Annotated in this window: 16 protein-coding genes; 7 read left to right on the top strand and 9 right to left on the bottom strand. The window is 72.3% G+C overall.

Annotated features, from left to right (window positions below; all coding sequences use genetic code 11):
• Positions 1-63: 63 nt before the first annotated feature.
• Positions 64-1,923, top strand: a complete 1,860-nt coding sequence (locus ACZ6J5_RS34685) for a 1-deoxy-D-xylulose-5-phosphate synthase (RefSeq protein ID WP_469397918.1) — start codon at positions 64-66, stop codon at positions 1,921-1,923.
• 168 nt (positions 1,924-2,091) lie between these two features.
• The gene (locus tag ACZ6J5_RS34680) at positions 2,092-2,865 is read left to right on the top strand and encodes an HAD family hydrolase (protein WP_469397917.1); all 774 of its coding nucleotides are present in this window, start codon (positions 2,092-2,094) and stop codon (positions 2,863-2,865) included.
• Positions 2,866-3,112: 247 nt separating this feature from the next.
• On the opposite strand, the gene ACZ6J5_RS34675 is transcribed toward ACZ6J5_RS34680, so the two are convergent.
• Together ACZ6J5_RS34675 and ACZ6J5_RS34670 are read right to left on the bottom strand one after the other, a co-directional pair.
• Positions 3,113-4,108 (bottom strand): M64 family metallopeptidase, encoded by a 996-nt coding sequence (locus tag ACZ6J5_RS34675; RefSeq protein WP_469397949.1) that lies wholly within the window; start codon positions 4,106-4,108, stop codon positions 3,113-3,115.
• Between the two features lie 385 nt (positions 4,109-4,493).
• The gene (locus tag ACZ6J5_RS34670; RefSeq protein ID WP_469397916.1) at positions 4,494-5,636 is read right to left on the bottom strand and encodes a magnesium and cobalt transport protein CorA; all 1,143 of its coding nucleotides are present in this window, start codon (positions 5,634-5,636) and stop codon (positions 4,494-4,496) included.
• A gap of 139 nt (positions 5,637-5,775) precedes the next feature.
• Here ACZ6J5_RS34670 and ACZ6J5_RS34665 point away from each other — a divergent pair, with 139 nt between their 5' ends.
• The gene (locus ACZ6J5_RS34665) at positions 5,776-6,933 is read left to right on the top strand and encodes a winged helix DNA-binding domain-containing protein (RefSeq protein WP_469397915.1); all 1,158 of its coding nucleotides are present in this window, start codon (positions 5,776-5,778) and stop codon (positions 6,931-6,933) included.
• A 120-nt stretch (positions 6,934-7,053) separates the two neighbouring features.
• On the opposite strand, the gene ACZ6J5_RS34660 is transcribed toward ACZ6J5_RS34665, so the two are convergent.
• Positions 7,054-7,875 (bottom strand): helix-turn-helix transcriptional regulator, encoded by an 822-nt coding sequence (locus tag ACZ6J5_RS34660; protein ID WP_469397914.1) that lies wholly within the window; start codon positions 7,873-7,875, stop codon positions 7,054-7,056.
• Between the two features lie 108 nt (positions 7,876-7,983).
• On the opposite strand from ACZ6J5_RS34660, the gene ACZ6J5_RS34655 reads away from it, so the two are divergent.
• On the top strand, positions 7,984-9,768 hold the full coding sequence (locus tag ACZ6J5_RS34655; RefSeq protein ID WP_469397913.1) for an AMP-binding protein: 1,785 nt from the start codon (positions 7,984-7,986) through the stop codon (positions 9,766-9,768).
• Entirely contained in the window at positions 9,765-11,405 is a 1,641-nt protein-coding gene (locus ACZ6J5_RS34650; RefSeq protein ID WP_469397912.1) for an AMP-binding protein, read from the top strand. Before ACZ6J5_RS34655 ends, ACZ6J5_RS34650 begins: the two co-directional genes overlap by 4 nt.
• Here ACZ6J5_RS34650 and ACZ6J5_RS34645 read toward each other — a convergent pair.
• The 3 genes from ACZ6J5_RS34645 to ACZ6J5_RS34635 all read right to left on the bottom strand — a co-directional run bounded on the left by ACZ6J5_RS34645 (position 11,390) and on the right by ACZ6J5_RS34635 (position 13,275).
• The gene (locus ACZ6J5_RS34645; RefSeq protein ID WP_469397911.1) at positions 11,390-11,962 is read right to left on the bottom strand and encodes a GNAT family N-acetyltransferase; all 573 of its coding nucleotides are present in this window, start codon (positions 11,960-11,962) and stop codon (positions 11,390-11,392) included. The two genes, ACZ6J5_RS34650 and ACZ6J5_RS34645, sit on opposite strands and share 16 nt — an antisense overlap.
• Positions 11,963-12,015: 53 nt before the next feature.
• On the bottom strand, positions 12,016-12,804 hold the full coding sequence (locus ACZ6J5_RS34640; RefSeq protein WP_469397910.1) for a TIGR04222 domain-containing membrane protein: 789 nt from the start codon (positions 12,802-12,804) through the stop codon (positions 12,016-12,018).
• Between the two features lie 105 nt (positions 12,805-12,909).
• Positions 12,910-13,275: a hypothetical protein gene (locus ACZ6J5_RS34635; protein WP_469397909.1), complete on the bottom strand. Its 366-nt coding sequence runs from the start codon at positions 13,273-13,275 to the stop codon at positions 12,910-12,912.
• A gap of 980 nt (positions 13,276-14,255) precedes the next feature.
• On the opposite strand from ACZ6J5_RS34635, the gene gcl reads away from it, so the two are divergent.
• On the top strand, positions 14,256-16,043 hold the full coding sequence (gene gcl, locus ACZ6J5_RS34630; RefSeq protein ID WP_469397908.1) for a glyoxylate carboligase: 1,788 nt from the start codon (positions 14,256-14,258) through the stop codon (positions 16,041-16,043).
• 35 nt (positions 16,044-16,078) lie between these two features.
• On the opposite strand, the gene ACZ6J5_RS34625 is transcribed toward gcl, so the two are convergent.
• A complete protein-coding gene (locus ACZ6J5_RS34625) occupies positions 16,079-17,110 on the bottom strand; it encodes an ArsR/SmtB family transcription factor (protein WP_469397948.1) in 1,032 nt (343 codons plus the stop codon).
• Between the two features lie 75 nt (positions 17,111-17,185).
• Between ACZ6J5_RS34625 and ACZ6J5_RS34620 the strand changes: the two genes are divergently transcribed.
• Positions 17,186-18,403, top strand: coding sequence for an MFS transporter (locus tag ACZ6J5_RS34620; RefSeq protein WP_469397907.1), 1,218 nt, complete (start codon positions 17,186-17,188; stop codon positions 18,401-18,403).
• Between the two features lie 403 nt (positions 18,404-18,806).
• On the opposite strand, the gene ACZ6J5_RS34615 is transcribed toward ACZ6J5_RS34620, so the two are convergent.
• A complete protein-coding gene (locus tag ACZ6J5_RS34615; RefSeq protein ID WP_469397906.1) occupies positions 18,807-20,264 on the bottom strand; it encodes a catalase in 1,458 nt (485 codons plus the stop codon).
• A gap of 190 nt (positions 20,265-20,454) precedes the next feature.
• Complete coding sequence (locus ACZ6J5_RS34610; protein WP_469397905.1) at positions 20,455-21,345, bottom strand: 2-hydroxy-3-oxopropionate reductase; 891 nt, start codon at positions 21,343-21,345, stop codon at positions 20,455-20,457.
• Positions 21,346-21,377 lie beyond the last annotated feature (32 nt).

Below are 21,377 nucleotides of genomic sequence, written 5' to 3'. Positions count from 1 at the left end.
GTGGCGCCCGCCGTCGCTCCCTTCCCTCCCGTAGTCGCGGATACTGACAGGAGATTTGATCCGATGCCGGAATCGAGGACCACCGAACAGGCCGCGCCCACGTACCCGGTGTTGGATTCCCTGACCACTCCCGCCTCTCTGCGCACCCTCAGCGCCCGGCAACTATCCGACCTCGCTACGGAGATCAGGGCCTTCCTGGTCTCCTCGGTGGCCGCACGCGGCGGCCACCTGGGAGCGGGTCTGGGCACGGTGGAACTGTGCCTTGCCCTGCACCGGGTCCTTGAATCACCCCGGGATGTGATCCTCTTCGACACCGGGCACCAGGCATACCCCCACAAGGTCCTCACCGGGCGCGCGCCGCACTTCGCCCGGCTGCGGCAGGCCGGCGGGCTGTCCGGTTATCCGAGCCGGGCGGAGTCCGTCCACGACTGGATCGAGAATTCCCACGCCTCGACCGGCCTGGCCTACGCCGACGGCCTCGCCAAGGGGATCGCGCTGGGTCCCGCACCGAGGCGCAGGCGGGTGGCAGTGCTGGTCGGTGACGGGGCACTGACCGGCGGCATGGCATGGGAGGCGCTGAACAACATCGGGGGCGCGCCGCACCGGCCGCTGGTGATCCTCCTCAACGACAACGGCCGCTCCTACGACCCGACCGTCGGCGGGCTCGCCTCGCACCTGGCCCGGCTGCGTTCGGCCGGGCCGGGCGGCACGCGACTCCAGCTCACCGGGAACGTGTTCACGGAGCTGGGCCTGGGCTACCTGGGACCCGTCGACGGCCACGACACGCTCGCCGTCGAGCAGGCCCTGCACACCGCGGTGGCAGCGGGGCGGCCGGTGGTGGTGCACGCCATCACGGCCAAGGGGCACGGCTACCCGCCGGCGGAGGCCGACCAGGCGGACCGCCTGCACGCCTGCGGGGTGATCGACCCGGGAACGGGACTGCCAGTGAAGAAGGCGGCGCCGACCTGGACGGAGGCGTTCGCCGAGGAGATCACCGAGATCGGCGCGCGGCGCAGGGACGTGGTGGCGATCAGTGCCGCGATGCGGCTGCCGGTGGGGCTGGGCGCGTTCTCCGGGAGGTTCCCCGACCGGTTCTTCGACGTCGGCATCGCCGAACAGCACGCGGTGACCTCCGCCGCCGGAATGGCCATGGCCGGTCTGCACCCCGTCGTCGCCGTCTACGCCACGTTCCTGAACCGGGCCTTCGACCAGGTCCTCCTGGACGTGGGCTTGCACGGCCTTCCTGTCACGTTCGTCCTGGACCGGGCAGGGATCACCGGGCCCGACGGGCCCAGCCACCACGGGGCCTGGGACGTCGGGATGCTGTCGCTGGTGCCGCGGATGCGGATCGCCGCTCCCCGGGACACCACCCGGCTGCGTGAGTTGCTGCGCGAGGCGATCGCCATCGACGACGGTCCCACCACCCTGCGCTACCCCAAGGCCGGCGCGGGCGCGGACATCCCTGCCGAGGAACGCGTCACCGGCTTCGACGTGCTGCACCGCGCGAGTCGGTCCGATGTCCTGCTGGTCGCGGTGGGGCCCCTGGCCGGTCCCTGCCTGGCGGCAGCCGAGGAACTGGCCGCCCAGCAGATCTCCTGCACCGTCGTCGATCCGCGCTGGATTCACCCGCTCGACCCGCACCTGGCCGCCTTCGCCGCCGGGCACCGGCTCGTCGTCACCGCAGAGGACTCCACCCGCAGCGGTTCCCTCGGCCAGAATCTGGCCGCGATCCTCGCCGCCGGCGGTTCACGGTCCCTCGTGCGCAACCTCACGCTCCCCGCCGCGTATATCCCCCATGCCTCCCGCGAGGACCTCCTCGCCGCGCATTCTCTCGACGGCCCCGGCATCGCCCGAACCGTCCGCCGCGCCCTCCACAGCGCCCTCCCCGAGGGCGCGACGCCCCCACCGGCCCCGGCCCTGTAGCGGGCCGCTGCGGCGCGACCGCGCCATCCGCACGAACGCTGACCGTCGACAGGCGCCCGAACGACGAACCGGAGCCCCACGATGAAGCACCGACACCCCGGACCGCCCCGCACCCCGCCGCACGCGGGCCAGGCTCCCGCACCCCCCACGCAACCGGGAACACGCATCGTGAGAGCGGTCGTCTGCGACCTGGACCTCACCCTGACCACCCGCAGCTCGGTCGTCGAGGTCAACCGGGCCCTGAAAGCACCCGCCGCGGAACTGACGGCCCTCTACCACGAATACCGCTTCGGCGACACCGGCAACGACGAACTCGCCAGACGCGTCACCGAGTTGTGGACCCGCAGAGGCCCGGTCGACCGCTCGGTCATCGAGAACGTGTTCCGCACCATTCCGCTGCGGCCACGAGCCGAGGAGTTCATCACCACCCTGCACCGCCACCACGTGCCCGTCGCGCTCATCAGCAGCAGCTTCCGCACCTACGCCCACATCATGGCGGACCGCCTCGGCACCCCCCACGCCTACGGCAACGCCGAGCTGGAATACGACTCCCACGACCACCTGACGAACATCTCGTTCATCCGCCCCGAAGCAGACCTGAAAGTCGACCAGCTCAAGCACTTCTCCCGCGAAACCTCCGTGCCCACCCCCGACGTCCTCGTCATCGGCAACGGACCCAACGACCTGGGCATGTTCGAAGCGACCGGAAACGCCATCCTGATCACCGGCACTCCACGCCAGGACACGGATCCCCGCTGGTCAACCGCCCAGTCCCTGGAAAACGTCTTCGGCATCCTCCGCAACGCCGCACTCGGACACCACACCTCGCCCTCCACCCAAGGCCCCGAGCCCCGGGAGCCGCCCCCCACCCCCAGCCGGCAACCCGACCCGCCCCGCCGGAACGTCTGCACACCTCGGCACGCGAACCCCGTCAACGAGTAACAGCCGATCCCCCCCACGCCTCGACCCGTCTCTGGCGTGAGCGCCTCGGCGGTGCCGCCGGGCCCGGAAGCGACGACCCGGTTCATCCGTGCGGAGCCCGGGACGTCGCTGTGCACGTCGGCAGGGGCAGCTCAGGTGGCACCCAGGTGGCACCCAGGTGGCACCCAGGTGGCACCCAGGTGGCAGGGGAAGGGACAGGAACGGCCGCGGGCGGTGAGATGCGGAAGCCGCGGCCACCGAAGCGGCGTCAGCGCAGGGGGACAGGCCCCCTTGCGGACAAGCCGCGCACCTTGGCGCCGATGGCCCGGTCCATGACGTCCAGGCTTATGAGGTTGAACGGCTTGTTGAGGTTGCGCATCAAAGAGTCCTGTGAGGGGCGGTAGATGCCGTATTCGTACTGATGGCCGCCCTGGAACGGCCCGATGACACCTCCGTCAGGCGTGCTCCTGCCGAGGTAGGACGCCCACTTGGAGCCGCGCGGGTCGGTGGTGACATTGGGTTCGCCGGGCTCGGAGCCGGAGTAGGCGGTGCCCGGCGTGTAGTACTCGTCCGCCAAGTGACCGACGGAGTGGCCCAGTTCATGGATGGCGATGCGCCCCGCGCTTGTGTTGCCGCCCGATACGGTGGCCAGGCTGGGGTATCCGGCTCCGCCGTACTTCGTGCTGTTGGCCAGTGCCACGACGGCGTCCGCGCCGGGGGCCTGCGAGGTGTACGCGGCCGCCTTCGACTCGTTCAGGCACAGAAGCCGCTCCAGGCCGCCGCAGTTGAAGTACATGTCGAGTGCGGTGTCGCGGACCGTGCCCGGAGAGGGGTCGTTGTCGACGCCGGACTCCTTCGAGACGACCTCCACCAGCCACACGTTGACCAGGTCGCGGTACCGGTTCCACGGAGCCGTAGCGGCGATCTCGTCCCACTTCGTCCGGGCGTGCTGCCGCAGCAGTCCCATCTGCGATGCCGTGTAGCCGTCCCCCAGGATCACCACGTCGAACCGCGCGTCCGAAGGGCCGGTCTGCAGCAGCGGAATCACTCTCGCGGCCGAGGCCGTCTTCTTCTCGGTCTGCGAAGCCGGCGGCGTCACCTGCTTCGGTATCTTCGCCTTGAGGATTTTTCCGTCCGGAGAGAAAACCTCTCGCCATTCGGTCGGCTGTTGTGAAGGTCTAACTGCGGCACCTGCCGCGGGTATCGTCGCCAGCAATGCGGCACACAGCACAGCGAGCGCCGATAACTTCGATCCCCGGAGCATGAATTCCACCTCGTTCTGCCGATCTCGGCACATCCGCCTCCAAGCAGCGGAAGACAACAACGTGTCCCCCTGCCCACGCAGGGTCGATCCTGCACTTGAGGTGCTCGCGTCGAGGGGAACATCAGGATGGTCGCACGAGGGCTCCGAGGAGTTGCTTAAACGGCCCTTAGGGGCGAGTTAAGTCAAGGTCGGAATTCACGGGACCCGCTCCCGCAGTTCTGGCGTGCGGGGGCACACGCTGTGCCCCCGCTGCCCGCGAACCGCCGGTGAGCTGACATCCACTCCCCGGCGCCGCGCGTTCTCCCCAGATTCTCCCCAGGGGTGCTGATCGCACCCTCCACCGTGTTCACGTTTGTGAAGTCGATCAGGTGGCGCCTGGGCCCCGCTACAGCCAGTCCTTCTTCTTGAAGACCACGTACAGGCCCACGCACACCACCGCCATCAGCAGCACGGCGAACGGATAGCCCGCCGTCCAGTGCAGCTCCGGCATGTTGTCGAAGTTCATGCCGTAGATGGTTCCCACGAGTGTGGGTGCGAACAGAATCGCCGCCCACGAGGAGATCTTCTTGATCTCCTCGTTCTGTTCGAAGCCCGCCTCCGCCAGCGCGCGCATCTCCGCGTTCTGCTGCTGGGTGACCAGGGTCGCGTTGACCGTCAGGATCTCCGTCAGGGCCTGGCGGAAGCCGTCGACGCGTTCGCTCGTGTGGGTGACGTGGTCGGCGACGTCGCGGAGGTAGCGCTGGAGTTCCTCGTCCGTGCCGTACTTGGTGAAGCCCGCCATCAGGCCGTGCAGCATTCCCACCAGGGGGCGGGTGGCACGCTGGAACTCGACCATCTCGCGGGAGAGTTCGTAGATGCGGCGTGACACCGCCGGGTCGCCGCCGAAGACCTCGGTCTCGATCTCGTCGATGTCGTTCTGGACACCCGCCACCACCGGCGCGTACCCGTCCACCACCGCGTCCAGGATCGCGTACAGCACCGCCTCCGGGCCCAGCGCCAGCAGGTCCGGGTCCGCCTCCATGCGGCGGCGCACCGCCGAGAGGTCCGGGGCGGCGCCGTGCCGGACCGTGATCACGAAGTCCGGGCCGACGAAGACGTGGAGTTCGCCGAAGTCCACCTCCTCCTGCGCGTCCAGGTAGCGGGCCGCCCGCAGGACCACGAACAGCGTGTCCCCGTACCGCTCCAGCTTCGGACGCTGGTGGGCCTCCCTCGCGTCCTCCACGGCCAGTTCATGCAGGTCGAACTCGGCTGCCAGTGACTGGAGTTCGCGTTCCGTCGGGCGGTGCAGGCCGATCCACGCCATGCCGTCCGGGTGCTCGCGCAGCCGGCGGAACGTCTCCGCCAGCGAGGCCGGCGAGGCGACGCGCCGGCCGTCCCGGTACAGCGCCGCCTGGACCACGCTCCGCCCCTCTTCCTCCTCCTGCTCCACCACCGCCGCGGGCGGCTCCGGAGCGCTGCGGTCCGGGTGCCCCGCGCGCGGTCGCTCAGGCGGGCGGCGCCAGGCCGCGCGGGGGCGGCGGTCCGACATGTGTCCTCGTCTCGTCGGGTGGTGATCCGGTAGGTGGATTCTTAGGCAGGATATCGGTGGGAATGTCGTTCGGGCCGGTGAGGAGAGAGGGAGTCGTTGCGGACCATAGCTGTCCTCAATGGTCGTTAGCTTGGTTCCCATGGCCCCCACGACTCCGCCCCCGGTCCTCAGCACCCGCGCCCTCAACCGCGCCACCCTCGACCGGCAGCTGCTGCTCCGGCGCTCCCCGCTCGGCGCCGAGCAGGCCGTGCGGCACCTCGTCGGGCTCCAGGCCCAGAACACCAAGCCGCCCTACCACGCCCTCGCCGCCCGCCTCGACGGCTTCCGGCCCGAGGAGCTGTCCGGGCTCATGGAGTCCCGCGCCGTGGCCCGGATCGTCTCCCTCCGCTCCACCGTCCACACCCACACCGCCGAGGACGCCGTCGTCCTGCGCCGCCTCGTCCAGGCCGGCGCCATCGACCGCGAGCTGCGCATGTTCCGCAAGGGACTCGACGGCGTCGACCTCGACCGGCTCGCCCGCCTCGCCACCGCCTACGTCGAGGAGCGGCCCCGCACGCCCAAGGAGCTCCGTGGCCACCTGCTGGAGGAGTGGCCCGACGCCGACCCGCAGGCGCTCACCATCGCCGCCCGCTGCCTGCTCCTGATGGTGCAGGCCACCCCGCGCGGGCTCTGGCGGCGCAGCGGACAGGTCGCCCTCACCACCGCCGCCGCCTGGTTCGGCGACGGCGGCCCCCTGGACGCCGCCGTCGACGACACCACCCTCGACGCGACCGTGCTCCGCTACCTCGGCGCCTTCGGGCCCGCCTCCGTCCGGGACATGCAGACCTGGTGCGGGCTCACCCGGCTGCGTCCCGCCTTCGAACGGCTCCGCTCCGGCCTGCTCGTCTTCCGCGACGAACGCGGCACCGAGCTCTTCGACCTCCCCGACGCGCCCCGGCCCGACGAGGACACCCCGGCCCCGCCGCGCCTGCTCCCCGAGTTCGACAACCTGCTGCTCTCGCACGCCGACCGCACCCGCGTCGTGCCCGCCGAGCTCCGGGGCCGCACCTGGACCGGCAACCAGGCCCACCCCGTCTTCCTCCTCGACGGCTTCCTCGCCGGGCTCTGGCGTCTTGAGGAGGCCAAGACCCGTGCGACACCTACGGCCCGTACGGCCCGTACGCGGCTCGTCCTCGAACCCTTTCGGGCGCTCACCCGGCCCCAGCGCTCCGCCCTCCTCGCCGAGGCCGAGCACACGCTGAGCCTGGTCGGGCCGGAAGGGGTGCCCTACGAGATCCTCTTCTCTGAAGGGGCGTGACCAGGGGCCGTGGTCAGGGATGGTGATCAACGCGGGTGGCCAGGGAGGGGAGGGAGAGATCGGCGCGGGTGTTCAGTGCGGACGGTCAGCGCGGGAGATCGCCGGGGCCGTCTCCGCCCCTCACGGCAGCGCCCCCGCCCGTCTCGCCGCCACCACGGCCTCCCACCTCGTGTGCGCCCCCAGCTTCCGCATCGCCGAGCGCAGGTAGCCCTTCACCGTCTCCGGGCGCAGGCCCAGCCGCCTCGCCGCCGACGCGTTCGTGGCGCCCGAGGCGACCGCCGCCAGGACGTCCCGCTCGCGGGGCGTCAGCGCCACCGCCGGGCCCGCCCCGGGCGGGGCGCCCGCCGCCGACTCCAGGCGCCCGCACACCGTGAGTAGCCGGGCCCGCAGCTCCGGGTCGGCCACCTGCGGCGCCAGCTCGCGCAGTTCCCCGTACGCCTGCCGGACCTCCTCCCAGGACGGCCCCGGACCCGTCACGCGCGCGTGCAGCTCCCGCACCTCGTCCCGCACCGCGAAGGCCTGTTCCACGTCCCGGGCCGCCGCCACCGCCGCGTCGAAGACCCGCTCCCCGATCGGCAGCGACTCCCGCAGCGCCCCGTACAGCACCCCCCGCACCGTGCGGCGCACGACCAGCGGCACCGCGATCACCGAGCGCAGCCCCTCCGCCGAGACCGGGCCGTCGTACTCGTGCGTGATGTGCCGGGCCGAGGCGTAGTCCGTCACCGCGCACGGCCGCGACAGGGCCAGGCACTTCCCGCCGAGGCCCGAGCCGGTCGAGATGGTCAGCCCGCGCAGCGCCGGCGTCACCGCCCCGTTCAGCTCCGCGATCCGCATCGCCCGGCCGTCGTGCAGCAGCCCCCCGAACACCACCTGGAGCCCGGTGGTGCGGCGCAGCCGCAGCAGGGCGCCCCGCAGCTCCACCGATTCGACGTGCTCGGGCACCGTGCGCTCCTTCCGCCTGATCCGCGCCACCACCCCCGAACGGGGGTAGTGAGACCTGGGTCACCGATTACACGATGTCCGGGACCGGTCCCGCAACGAGGAGGGCACATGACGGCAGCGAGCGAGACGGACGCGACGAGGGGGTTCCGGGCCGCCCGGGACTTCCTGCTCCGCCACCGGGAGGACTACGAGACGGCGTACGAGGGCTTCGCCTGGCCCCGGCCGGACCGTTTCAACTGGGCGCTCGAATGGTTCGACGTCATCGCCGCCGGCAACGACCGGACCGCCCTGCACATCGTCGAGGAGGACGGCACCGAGACGCGGCTGAGCTTCGCCGAGATGTCGGCCCGCTCCGACCAGGTCGCCAACTGGCTGCGCGCCCGGGGCGTGCGCCCCGGCGACCGGATCGTCGTCATGCTCGGCAACCAGGCCGAGCTGTGGGAGACCATGCTCGCCGCGATGAAGCTGCGCGCCGTCGTCATCCCCGCCACCCCGCTGCTCGGCCCCGCCGACCTGCGCGACCGGGTGGACCGTGGCCAGGCCCGGCACGTGGTGGTCCGCGCGGAGGACACCGCCAAGTTCGACGACGTGCCCGGTGACTACACCCGGATCGCGGTCGGTGGCGACGGTGACAGGGGTGACAGTGGTGGCGGCAGTGACGGTGGTGATGGCAGCGACGGTCGTGACGGCAGCGACGGCGGTGCAGGCCGCGACCGCCGCGACCGCCTCGCGGGATGGCTGCGCTACGAGGACGCCTCCCTCGCGTCCGCCGACTTCACCCCCGACGGCGACACCCTCGCCGACGACACCCTGATGCTCTACTTCACCTCCGGCACCACCGCCCGCCCCAAGCTCGTCGAGCAGACCCACACCTCGTATCCCATCGGCCACCTGGCCACCATGTACTGGATCGGCCTCCAGCCCGGCGACGTGCACCTCAACATCTCCTCGCCCGGCTGGGCCAAGCACGCCTGGTCCAACCTCTTCGCCCCCTGGAACGCCGAGGCGACCGTCTTCATCCACAACTACAGCCGCTTCGACCCCGCCCGCCTCATGGCCGAGATGGACAAGCACGGCGTCACCAGCTTCTGCGCGCCGCCCACCGTCTGGCGGATGCTCATCCAGGCCGACCTCGGCCAGCTCGCCACCCCGCCGCGCGAGGTCGTCGCCGCCGGCGAACCCCTCAACCCCGAGGTCATCGAGACCGTCCGGCGCGTCTGGGGCGTCACCATCCGGGACGGCTTCGGCCAGACCGAGACCGCCGTCCAGGTCTCCAACAGCCCCGGGCAGCGGCTCAAGGAAGGCTCCATGGGACGGCCCAGCCCCGGCTACCGGGTCACCCTCGTCGACCCGGTCAGCGGCGCGCCCGACGTGGCCGAGGGCGAGATCTGCCTCGACCTCGCCGCCCGCCCGGTGGGGCTGATGACCGGCTACCACGGCGATCCGGAGCGTACGGCCGAGGCCATGGCCGGCGGCTACTACCGCACCGGCGACATCGGCTCCCGCGACGCCGACGGCTACATCACCTACGTCGGCCGCGCGGACGACGTCTTCAAGGCGAGCGACTACAAGATCTCGCCCTTCGAGCTGGAGAGCGCCCTCCTGGAGCACGAGGCCGTCGCCGAGGCAGCCGTCGTGCCCGCCCCCGACCCGCTGCGGCTCGCCGTGCCCAAGGCGTACGTCGTCCTCGCGGCGGGCTGGGAGCCGGGCGAGGAGACCGCGAAGGCCCTGTTCGCGCACTCGCGCGCGGTCCTCGCCCCGTACAAGCGGGTCCGCCGCATCGAGTTCGCCGAGCTGCCCAAGACCGTCTCCGGCAAGATCCGGCGGGTCGAGCTGCGCCGTCTCACGGCCGAGGGCGGCGGCACCGAGTACGCGGAAGGGGACCTCGCGTGAGCCCCACGGACCCCCGGGCCGGTGCCGCCCCCCAGGACTCCTCGCCTCACCCCTCCTCCTACTCCCACGGCGCCTCCACCACTCCGCTCCTCGGCGACACCATCGGCGCCAACCTCGACCGGGCCGTCGCCGCCTGGCCCGATCGGGAGGCCCTGGTCGAGGTGGCGACCGGGCGCCGCTGGACGTACGCGGCGTTCGGCGCCGACGTCGACCGGCTCGCGGACGCGCTGCTCGGCAGCGGGGTCCGCAAGGGCGACCGGGTCGGGATCTGGGCGGTCAACTGCGCCGAGTGGGTGCTGGTGCAGTACGCCACCGCCCGCGTCGGCGCCGTCATGGTCACCATCAACCCGGCCTACCGGCCGCACGAGCTGGCGTACGTGCTCCGCCAGTCCGGCATCTCGCTGCTCTTCGCCTCGCTCGCCCACAAGGCCAGCGACTACCGGGCCATGGTCGAGGAAGTGCGCGCCGAATGCCCGGAGTTGCGTGAGGCGGTCTACTTCGGCCACCCGAGCTGGGACGCGCTGCTCGCCCGGACCGCCGGGGAGCTGCGCCCCGAGCCGCTCTCCTGCGACGAGCCCGTCAACATCCAGTACACCTCGGGGACGACCGGCTTCCCGAAGGGCGCCACCCTCTCCCACCACAACATCCTCAACAACGGCTACTTCGTCGGGGAGATGATCGGCTACAGCGAGCGCGACCGGATCTGCGTGCCGGTGCCCTTCTACCACTGCTTCGGCATGGTCATGGGCAATCTCGCCGCCACCTCGCACGGCGCCTGCGTCGTCATCCCGGCCCCCTCCTTCGACCCCGCCGCCACCCTGCGCGCGGTGCAGGAGGAGCGCTGCACCTCGCTGTACGGGGTGCCGACGATGTTCATCGCGGAACTGGCGCTGCCCGGTTTCGCCTCGTACGACCTCTCCACCCTCCGCACCGGGATCATGGCGGGCTCGCCGTGCCCGGTGGAGGTGATGAAGCGGGTGGTCGCCGAGATGAACATGGCCGAGGTGTCCATCTGCTACGGCATGACCGAGACCTCCCCGGTCTCCACCCAGACCCGCCGCGACGACGACCTGGAACGGCGCACCGGCACGGTCGGCCGGGTGCTGCCGCACGTCGAGGTCAAGGTCGTGGACCCGGGCACCGGCATCACCGTCCCGCGCGGCACGGCGGGCGAGCTGTGCACCCGCGGCTACAGCGTGATGCTCGGCTACTGGGACGAGCCCGGGAAGACCGCCGAGGCGATCGACCCGGGCCGCTGGATGCACACCGGCGACCTCGCCGTGCTGCGCGAGGACGGCTACGTGCAGATCGTCGGCCGGATCAAGGACATGATCATCCGGGGCGGCGAGAACGTGTACCCGCGCGAGATCGAGGAGTTCCTCTACGCCCACCCCAAGATCGCGGACGTGCAGGTCGTCGGCGTCCCCGATCCGAGGTACGGCGAGGAGATCCTGGCCTGCGTGGTCCCGCGCGACCCTGCGGACCCGCCGACCCTGGAAGACCTCACCGCCTTCTGCCGGGGCCGCCTCGCGCACTACAAGGTCCCGCGGCGGCTTGAGGTGCTGGACGCGTTCCCGATGACGGTGAGCGGGAAGGTGCGGAAGGTGGAGCTCCGGGAGCGTTACGGGGCGGGCTGACCGGCCCGCTCCCCGGGGAGCACCTGGTCCCGGGCCGGTCGCGCCGCCACCTCGCGGCGCATGCAGACCCGGGGCCAGGCGGCCAGTCCGTGCGCCGCCTCGGCCCGGCTGATCTCCCGCAGGCCCTCGCCGAGCGCCGGATCGCCCTCCTCCAGGCGGCGGAAGCCGAGCCGGGCGTAGTACGGCGCGTTCCACGGGACCTCGGTGAAGGTCGTCAGGGTCAGCGCGGTGAGACCCTGGTCCCCGGCGGCCGTCGCGAGGTGCTCGATCAGCTCCCGGCCGACGCCCCGGCGGGCGGCGTCCGGATGGACCGAGACCTGTTCGATGTGGGCGGCGCCGTCGACGGTGTCGCTCAGCAGGTAGCCGACGGGGTGGTCGGCCGCGTCCACCGCGACCCAGGCCCGGCCCGCGCGGCGGTAGCCCTCCAGGACCTCCAGCGGGAGTGGCTCGTCGTCGGCGATGTCATCCATGCCCAGGGGGCGGAATGCCTCGCCCGCGGCCCGTTCGATGTCCTGGAGCAGGGGGAGTTCGGCCGGTTCGGCCGCTCGGATGCGCATACGACAGTATGGCCCCGGCGGGGGAGGGGAGGGGCAAGGCGGGGGGCGCCGCCTCAGTCGGGGGTGCCGCCCGTGCAGGCCGCGCCGTTGTCCCGGTTCCAGCCGCGGCCCGTCGCGTAGCCGTCCTCCCGGCCTCGGCGCCGTCGGAGCAGGCCGCCGTCGCGGGAGAAGTGCGGCAGGAACAGGGCCAGGGCGGGGTCGCCGTACAGCGCCACGTACAGCAGGACGTCCCGGCCGTCGACGACCTCGCGGCGCTGCGCCGGCAGCGGGTGCCGCTCGCGCAGGCCCGCCAGCAGGCGGCGGGCGGCGCGGGTCGTGGGCGGTACGCAGAGCAGCGCGGCGGCGGCCAGCACCGGCCCCGCGCCGAGCAGCAGCGCCGGACCGGTGAACCCCGTCACGAGCAGCCCGACGCCCACCGTCACCGGCACGCACGCCAGCAGCAGCCGGGCCGCCCGGAGCCGCCCGGGCGGGCGCAGCAGCCCCGTCCCGCCGAGCTCCGCGCGAAGCCCGTCGAGCGCCTGGCGGGCCTTCGGGCGGCTTGCCAGCACCCGCAGGGCCAGCGCCCGCTGGAGCGAGCGGTGGACGCCGAGCTGGAGCGGGTCGCGGGTCCGGCCGGCCCCGCCGTTGGCGCGAATCGTGCCCCGGCGCCCGGCCGCGACCGCCCCGCGCTGGTGCAGCGCGACCAGTGCCACGGTGACCGCGGCCCTGGGCCCGCCGCGCAGCAACGCCAGTGCCTGCGGCGGCAGTTCGGGCCGCCTTCCGCTGCGGGTACGCAACAGCGCGACCGCCACCGCCACTTGTCCGAGCGCCACTCCGAAGAACCACCACGTCCCCGTCGTCATGGTGTTCACCCCCCGAGGGTGTTGTGCCCGGGGGAGGGCCGCTCGTCACCCGCGAATGGCCGGAAATGTCAGTCGGTGACACGGGCGGGCCGCGGGCGGTGACAGCTAGCAGGCTCCGGTGGCGATGAGGGCGTCGGCAGGGCCGTTGACGGGCTGGGGGGTACCGGTGAGGTCGAGCACGAAGAGCGGGATGCCGAGGCCCTCGGCCCGTTCGTGGGCCTCGGGGGTGTAGCCGGCCAGGGAGAAGCAGACGCCGGCCGCCCCGTTGCTGAGGCCGTTGAGCCAGAGGCACTCCACGGCCCGCAGTCCGGTCGGCCGGGTGCTCGGGTCCACCTGCGCGACCAGTCCGGGCCCGCGCAGGTCCACGCCGGTGGCGGAGCGCTCCTCCGGCTGGACGACGTCCCGGAAGCCGAGCCACCGCAGGTACCCGGCCGAGGCCGCCACGGCGTCCCGCGCCGTCCGGATGGTCACGGGCCGGAACGCGGGCCGGGCGGCCGGGAACGAGCCGGGTCCGCCACCGGGCCCGCCGCCGAGCGGGGCGCCCGGCCGCGCGGGATGGCGCTGGGCGAAGGCGGGATACGTGGCGGGGTCGGGGCCGGACCCGGGGCCCGGGAGAGGTCCTGCGGGGGCGGGTGCGGGTGCGGTGGGTGTGGCGGGTGCGGCGTGTGATGTCGGCGCGGGCGCCGGGGGAGGGGGCAGTTCCCGGGCCTCCGGAGGCGTTCCGGCATCCGGCATCTCCGACGGAGTGGCTGGAGTGGCCGGAGCGGCCGGGGTGGCCGGAGCGGCCGACGCGACGGGCCGGGCAGGCGGGACGGGCGGGACACGAGGAACGCCCGTGACACCCGTGACACCCGCGACGTCCTCGGCATCCGAGGCATCCGAGGCATCCGGAGCGTCCGAGGCGTCTGCGACGTCCAAGGCATCCAAGGCGTCCGAGGCCCCCGCCCCCCTCACCGCCACCCGCAGCACCGCCCCGCACGCGCAGCCCAGCTCGGGGTGCGGCCAGTCGGAGGGGCGGGCGCAGGTCGGGCACAGGACGGTGACCCACTCCTCCGACCAGTTGCGGTGGACGACCTGCTCGGCGGGGGCGTCGTCGAGCACCGGGGGCGTGATCGGGGTGCCGCAGGCGCAAGGGAAGGCGGGTGGCGCGTACCGCTGCGTACGGAGGCATTCCGGGCAGCGCACCCGTACCGATTCACCCACACCGAACCTCCTCTGCTCGCGCACCCATCGTCCACCCATCCGGCCGTCCGAGGGGGCCACTTCGGCCAGCCCGGGCGTCCGCTCCGCGGATCGTCTCTTGACGCCTCTCCGCCAGCCCACCTACATTGCTTCCGTATAGCAGAACAGTACTTCCGCATTATGGAAACAGAGCGCTGAAGGATCCCCGCCGGAGCCCCGTCGGAACCCTGGCGTCCTCGTCTCCCCCTGGCCGAAGCAGGAGCACTCCCATGCCTCGTATGACCGCCGCCGCAGCGGCCGTTGAGATCCTCAAGCGCGAAGGCGTCACCAACGCGTTCGGTGTGCCCGGCGCGGCCATCAACCCCTTCTACCGGGAGCTCAAGAACGTGGGCGGGGTCGCCCACACCCTCGCCCGGCACGTCGAGGGCGCCTCCCACATGGCGGAGGGCTACACCCGCGCCAAGCCCGGCAACATCGGCGTCTGCATCGGCACCTCCGGCCCGGCCGGCACCGACATGATCACGGGCCTGTACTCGGCGATCGCCGACTCGATCCCGATCCTCTGCATCACCGGCCAGGCGCCGGTCTCGAAGCTCCACAAGGAGGACTTCCAGGCCGTCGACATCGCGACCATCGCCAAGCCGGTCACCAAGGCCGCGACGACCGTCCTGGAGGCCGCGCAGGTCCCCGGCGTCTTCCAGCAGGCCTTCCACCTGATGCGCTCCGGCCGTCCCGGCCCGGTCCTCATCGACCTGCCGATCGACGTCCAGCTCACCGAGATCGAGTTCGACCCGGAGACGTACGAGCCGCTGCCGGTCTACAAGCCGGCCGCGAGCCGCGCCCAGGCCGAGAAGGCGCTGAGCTTCCTGCTGGAGGCCGAGCGCCCGCTGATCGTCGCCGGCGGCGGCATCATCAACGCCGACGCCACCGACCTGCTGGTCGAGTTCGCCGAGCTCACCCACATCCCGGTCATCTCCACCCTCATGGGCTGGGGCACCATCCCGGACGACCACGAGCTCGCCGCCGGCATGGTCGGCGTCCAGACCGCGCACCGCTACGGCAACGCGACCTTCCTGGAGTCCGACACCGTCATCGGCATCGGCAACCGCTGGGCCAACCGCCACACCGGCTACAACCTGGAGGCGTACACCAAGGGCCGCACGTTCGTCCACGTCGACATCGAGCCCACCCAGCTCGGCAAGATCTTCGCCCCGGACTACGGCATCGCCTCCGACGCCAAGGCCGCCCTGGAGCTCTTCATCGAGATCGCCAAGGAGTGGAAGGCCGCGGGCAGGCTGCCGGACTTCTCCGCCTGGGCCGCCTCCGCGCAGGAGCGCAAGGCCACCCTCCAGCGCCGCACGCACTTCGACAACATCCCGATGAAGCCGCAGCGCGTGTACGAGGAGATGAACAAGGCCTTCGGCCCGGAGACGCGCTACGTCACCACCATCGGCCTCTCCCAGATCGCCGCCGCGCAGTTCCTGCACGTCTACAAGCCGCGCCACTGGATCAACTGCGGCCAGGCCGGCCCGCTCGGCTGGACCATCCCGGCCGCGATCGGCGCCGCCACCGCGGACCCGGAGACCCCGGTCGTCGCCCTCTCCGGCGACTACGACTTCCAGTTCATGATCGAGGAGCTGGCGGTCGCCGCCCAGCACAAGGTCCCCTACGTCCACGTCCTCGTGAACAACGCGTACCTGGGCCTGATCCGCCAGGCGCAGGGCGGCCTCGGCATCAACTTCGAGGTCAACCTCGAGTTCGAGAACATCAACACCCCGGAGATCGGCGTCTACGGCGTCGACCATGTCAAGGTCGCCGAGGGCCTCGGCGTCAAGGCGATCCGCGTCACCGACCCCGACAAGCTGGGCGAGGCGCTGGAGCAGGCCAAGAAGCTGGCCGTCGAGCACCAGGTCCCGGTCGTCGTCGAGGCGATCCTGGAGCGCATCACCAACATCGCGATGAGCAAGACCGTCGACATGAGCGACGTCACCGAGTTCGAGGACCTGGCCACCGAGCCCGGCCACGCGCCCACCGCGATCAAGGCCCTGAAGGTCTGACCGAGGCCCTCAGGGGCCGATCCCACCAGGCCTGATCAGGGAGCCTCACCGAGGCCCCCGCCCCGACGAGCACCGGGGCGGGGGCCTTCCCGCGTCCCCTCCTGTGCCCGTACGAGGACGGCGCCCGCCTCCGTCCAGTCGTAGAGCACCGAGCGTCCGGCCCGTCGGCGCCGTACGAGCCCGGCGTCCAGCAGCACCTTCAGATGGCGGCCCACCGAGCCGAGGCCCTGGCCCGTCAGCGCCACCAACTGGCTTGTCGACTTGGGGGTTTCGAGCCGGACGAGCACGCCGGCCCGGGCCGCGCCGAGCAGCGCCCCCAGGGCCTCGGGGACGACCGGGCCCGCCGTGTCGGCGAGGGTGCCGGAGCACGCGTACACGATCGCCGACCGTTCCGCGCCCTCCCAGGACACCCAGCCCTCGGCCGGTGTCACCGGTACGAAGAGGAGCCGGCCGCCGTCCACCCACCGCGGCGGATACGCGCGGGGGTTCACCTGGAGGCGCCCGTCGCCCAGCCAGCGCAGCTTGCCGGGGCACAGCTCGTCGAGCGCCGCCGCCCAGCCGCCCTGCCCCAGCCGCGCGGTCCTGGCCACCACGTCGGCCTCCAGCACCCTGCGGCGGCGCGGCCAGTCGGGCAGCACGGTCTCCCGCCACACCCACTCCAGGACCCCCGCCATCCGGTGCGGCAGGTCGCGCGCCGAGCGCAGCGGATCCGGTACGGGGCCGTCCGAGGACACCTCTAACTGGGCCGTCGCGTCCGCGGGTTCGGCCGCACGGACCGCCTCGACCTCCTCCGCGAAGGTCTGCTCGCCCTCGCCCAGCGGCGTCGGCGTCAGGAAGTCGGCGTTCCACGTCCGCCCGAGCGCGGCCCGGACGAGCAGCGCGTCGACCGGCTCGGCGGCGAGCCGGGCCCGGTACGCGGGGAGGTGGGCGGCCAGCCAGGCGCGCTCGCCCGGGTGGGCCCCGGCCGAGGCGTGCAGGGTCTTCAGCGAGGCGATCGCCTCGGCCAGCGGCGAGATGACGAACCGGCCGCCGGCCAGGGTGTCCGCGCCGATCCGCCACCAGCCCACGCGTCCGCCCCGTTCTCGTTTCGCCACCGCGCGAAACAGTACCGGGCCGCCCGCCGCCGCCCCGAGACTCCCGCCATGCCCCCGAACCCGCCGGCCCTCCGGTCCCTCCGTTACCGCGATCTCTTCCGCACCCCCGAATTCACCCCGCTCTTCCTCGGCGGCGCCGCCCAGATCGCCGCCCAGACCGTGTCCGGCCTCGGCCTCGCCACCCTCGTCTTCCGGGCGACCGGCTCCCCGCTGCTCGCCGCGCTCGCCATGTTCGGACCGGCCCTCGCCCAGCTCGTGGGCGCCACGACCCTGCTGTCGGCCGCCGACCGGCTGCCGCCGCGCGCGGCGCTCACCGGCGTCGCCCTCGCCTTCGCGGCGGGCGCGGCGGTCCAGACGGTTCCCGGGCTGCCCGTCGGCGCCGTCTTCGCGGTCCTCTTCCTCCAGGGGCTCGTCGGCTCCCTGGGCGGGGGTGTGCGGTACGGGCTGCTGCGCGAGATCCTGCCGCCGGACGCCTTCCTGCTGGGGCGCTCCGTCCTCAACATGTCGACCGGCGTCTGCCAGATCGCCGGGTTCGCCGGCGGCGGTCTGCTGCTGACGCTGCTGGCTCCGCGCGGCACGCTGGCGGCCGGGGCCGTCCTCTACCTCCTGGCGGCCCTGTGCGCGCGGTGCGGGCTGTCCCGACGGGCCCCGCGCGCGAGCGGGCGGGCCACGGTCGCGGAGACCTGGCGGACGAACGCCCGGCTGTGGTCCCTGCCCGCCCGCCGCCGCGCCTATCTGGCGCTGTGGGTGCCCAACGGGCTGATCGTGGGCTGCGAGTCGCTGTTCGTGCCGTACGCGCCCGAGCACGCGGGCCTGCTCTTCGCCTGCGCCGCGCTCGGTATGCTGGCCGGGGACGTCGGGGTCGGGCGGTTCCTGCCGGCGGGGCTGCGCGGCCGGGCGGCGGCGCCGCTCCAGGCGCTGCTGGCCGCCCCGTACCTGCTCTTCGTGTGCGACCCGGCGCCGCCGTACGCGGTCGCCGCGATCACGCTGTCGGCCGTCGGCTACGGGGCGAGCCTGCTCTACCAGGAGCGGCTCATGGCGCTGGTGCCCGAGGAGCAGACCGGGCACGCGCTGGGGCTGCACACCTCCGGGATGCTCGCCCTCCAGGGGCTGAGCGCGGCCCTCGCGGGCTCGCTGGCCCAACTCGCCTCGCCCGCCGCGGCGATGAGCCTGATGGCGGTGGCGTCGCTGGCGGTCACCCTCGCCCTGGCCGTCGCCGGACGGCCCTCGGCCGTGGCCCGGGAACGGAAAGCGGCCGAGGCCTGACCCCTGTGCGTGGGTCAGGCCTCGGCCTCGGTGCGCGCGGTGCGGGACCGTAAACCGCACAGCGCACGTGATGCCCGCCCGACGGTGCGAGGCTGGCGCGACAGGACGTTCGCGCCGCCGGGCGGAGTCTGTGGTGTCCTCCCCGGAGCTCTCCGGAGGCTGCTCCGGGGCCCTGCGGGGGAGGGGCGTTGGGACCGCGGCGGTGCCGACGGGCGCCTCGGCTGGTCCCCTCCCTTCAGGTCAAGAAGGGGGCCGGGCGTCCTGACCACCGCACTGGCTCGGCGCCGCCGCGGTCCTCACGCTGTCCGGTCCACCGGCCACCCCTCATCCGGGCCGGTGTTCCGGACCGCGTACGGCGCTGACCTCCCGTCAGGCACCGTACGCAGTCTGGGTGTTCGGAGGATCAGTCCTCGCGCAGGGCGCGGACGGCCTCCTCGACGCGCTTGCCGTAGTCGGCGTCGGCGGCGGCGAAGTGGGCGATGTTCTTCTCGATGATGTCCTCGCGGGAGACCTGGGAGAGGCCGCCGGCGATGTTGGCGACGAGGCGCTTCTTCTCGTCCTCGGACATCAGCCGGTAGAGCTCGCCGGCCTGGAAGAAGTCGTCGTCCTTGGCGTGCTGCGGGGCGGCGTGGGTGCCGGTCCAGCCGTGGATGGCGAGCGGCGCGGAGAGCGCGGCGTCGGTCTGCGCGGGACCCGAGTACGAGTTGGGCTCGTAGTTCTTGTCGTGGCGCGAGCCGTTGCGGGTGGCCATGTAGCCGTCGCGGCCGTAGTTGTCCACGGTGGCGGCCTTGGGGGCGTTCACCGGGAGCTGGGTGTGGTTGACGCCGAGGCGGTAGCGGTGGGCGTCCGCGTAGGCGAAGAGCCGGCCCTGGAGCATCTTGTCGGGCGAGGGGCCGATGCCCGGAACGAAGTTGTTCGGGGAGAAGGCGGCCTGCTCGACCTCGGCGAAGACGTTGTCCGGGTTGCGGTCGAGGACCAGGCGGCCCACGCGCCGCAGCGGGTAGTCGCTGTGCGGCCACACCTTGGTGAGGTCGAAGGGGTTGAAGCGGTAGTCGGCGGCCTCGGCGGCCGGCATCACCTGGACGTAGAGGGTCCAGGAGGGGCTCACGCCGCGCTCGATCGACTGCAGCAGGTCGGTCTGGTGCGAGTTGGCGTCCTTGCCGACGAGCTCGGCGGCCTGCTCGGCGGAGAGGGAGCGGATGCCCTGGTTCGTCTTGAAGTGGTACTTGACGAAGAAGGCCTCGCCCGCCTCGTTGGTCCACTGGTAGGTGTGCGAGCCGTAGCCGTTCATGTGGCGGTACGAGGCGGGGATGCCTCGGTCGCCCATGAGCCAGGTCACCTGGTGGGTCGCCTCGGGGGCGTGCGCCCAGAAGTCCCAGACGTTGTCCGGCTCCTGCTTGCCCGTGAAGGGGTCGCGCTTCTGGGAGTGGATGAAGTCGGGGAACTTGATCGGGTCCTTGATGAAGAACACCGGGGTGTTGTTGCCGACGAGGTCGTAGTTGCCCTCTTCGGTGTAGAACTTCAGCGCGAAGCCGCGCGGGTCGCGGACCGCGTCCGCGCCGCCGAGCGAGTCAGCCACGGTGGAGAAGCGCAGGAAGGTCTCGGTCTTCTTGCCGACCTCGGCGAGGAAGTCCGCCTTGGTGTAGGCGGTGACGTCGTCCGTCACCTCGAAGTAGCCGTACGCGCCGGAGCCGCGGGCGTGGACCACGCGCTCCGGGATGCGCTCACGGTTGAAGCGCGCGAGCTTCTCCAGCAGGTGCTGGTCCTGGAGCAGGATGGGGCCACCGACGCCGGCGGTGGCGGAGTTCTGGTTGTCGGCGACAGGGGCGCCGGACTCGGTCGTAAGCACGCGCTTCGACATCGTGACCTTCCGTACGGGAGCTGCACTGCTGGGGGTGCTCTGGAGCGTATGTACGCCCCTTGAGCAGCGTCAACAGTTTGTTGAAAATGAAGTGTGGTGTTCCGGACGGCGGCGACGCCTGGGCGCGACAGGACAGGTGTCAGCGCCGCCGCCGCCCGGAAATCAGGGCCCCGTCAGGACGGGGGGAGGGTCAGACCTGCTGGCCGGAGAGGCGCTCGACGGCACGCAGCAGGGCCGAGTGGTCCAGGCCGCCGTCGCCCTGGGCGCGCAGCGACGCGACCAGCTGGGCGACCACGGCGCCGACCGGAAGGGCCGCACCGACGTTGCGGGCGGCGTCGGTGACGATGCCCATGTCCTTGTGGTGCAGGTCGATCCGGAAGCCGGGCTTGAAGTCCCGGTTCAGGAAGTTGTCCTTCTTGCGGGTCAGGACCGTGGAGCCGGCCAGGCCGCCGTTGAGGACGTCCAGGGCGGCCTGGAGGTTCACGCCGGACTTCTCCAGGAAGACCACGGCCTCGGCGCACGCCTGGATGTTCACGGCGACGATCAGCTGGTTGGCGGCCTTCACCGTCTGGCCGGAGCCGTGCGGACCGCACAGCACGATGACCTTGCCGAGGGCCTCCAGGATCGGGAGCGCCTCGTCGAAGTCGGCCTGCTCGCCGCCGACCATGATCGAGAGCACGGCCTCGATGGCGCCGGCCTCGCCGCCGGAGACGGGGGCGTCGATGACGCGGATGCCCTTCTCCTTGGCGTTCTTCGCCAGGTCGACCGAGGTCTGCGGGGTGATCGACGACATGTCGACGATCAGCGCGCCCGGCTTGGCGTTCTCCAGGATGCCGGCGGGGCCGTAGGAGATGGCCTCGACCTGCGGGGAGGCGGGCACCATCGTGATGACGACGTCGGCGTCCGTGACGGCCTCGGCGATCGAGCCGGCGACGGTGCCGCCGGCCGCGGCGAGGCGGTCCAGCTTGTCCTGCTCCAGGGTGAAGCCGGTGACGGAGTAACCGGCCTTGATCAGGTTCTCGGACATGGGGGAGCCCATGATGCCGAGACCGATCCATGCGACCTTCGGAAGAGTGCTCATGAGGGTGCCTCTCAAAACAAGGTGGTACGGGG

Source organism: Streptomyces sp. NPDC042100 (assembly GCF_055582325.1).
Note: the sequence above shows the minus strand (reverse complement) of the source record. Positions and strands in the feature narration are given on the sequence as shown.

Excerpts from the sequence above, each read along its gene's own strand:
- ACZ6J5_RS34620 (WP_469397907.1), top strand. The coding sequence starts at position 17,186 with ATGCCCCCGAACCCGCCGGCCCTCCGGTCCCTCCGTTACCGCGATCTC.
- ACZ6J5_RS34640 (WP_469397910.1), bottom strand. The coding sequence starts at position 12,804 with ATGACGACGGGGACGTGGTGGTTCTTCGGAGTGGCGCTCGGACAAGTG.
- ACZ6J5_RS34610 (WP_469397905.1), bottom strand. The coding sequence starts at position 21,345 with ATGAGCACTCTTCCGAAGGTCGCATGGATCGGTCTCGGCATCATGGGC.
- ACZ6J5_RS34685 (WP_469397918.1), top strand. The coding sequence starts at position 64 with ATGCCGGAATCGAGGACCACCGAACAGGCCGCGCCCACGTACCCGGTG.
- ACZ6J5_RS34670 (WP_469397916.1), bottom strand. The coding sequence starts at position 5,636 with ATGTCGGACCGCCGCCCCCGCGCGGCCTGGCGCCGCCCGCCTGAGCGA.
- ACZ6J5_RS34675 (WP_469397949.1), bottom strand. The coding sequence starts at position 4,108 with ATGCTCCGGGGATCGAAGTTATCGGCGCTCGCTGTGCTGTGTGCCGCA.
- gcl (WP_469397908.1), top strand. The coding sequence starts at position 14,256 with ATGCCTCGTATGACCGCCGCCGCAGCGGCCGTTGAGATCCTCAAGCGC.
- ACZ6J5_RS34615 (WP_469397906.1), bottom strand. The coding sequence starts at position 20,264 with ATGTCGAAGCGCGTGCTTACGACCGAGTCCGGCGCCCCTGTCGCCGAC.
- ACZ6J5_RS34655 (WP_469397913.1), top strand. The coding sequence starts at position 7,984 with ATGACGGCAGCGAGCGAGACGGACGCGACGAGGGGGTTCCGGGCCGCC.
- ACZ6J5_RS34645 (WP_469397911.1), bottom strand. The coding sequence starts at position 11,962 with ATGCGCATCCGAGCGGCCGAACCGGCCGAACTCCCCCTGCTCCAGGAC.
- ACZ6J5_RS34665 (WP_469397915.1), top strand. The coding sequence starts at position 5,776 with ATGGCCCCCACGACTCCGCCCCCGGTCCTCAGCACCCGCGCCCTCAAC.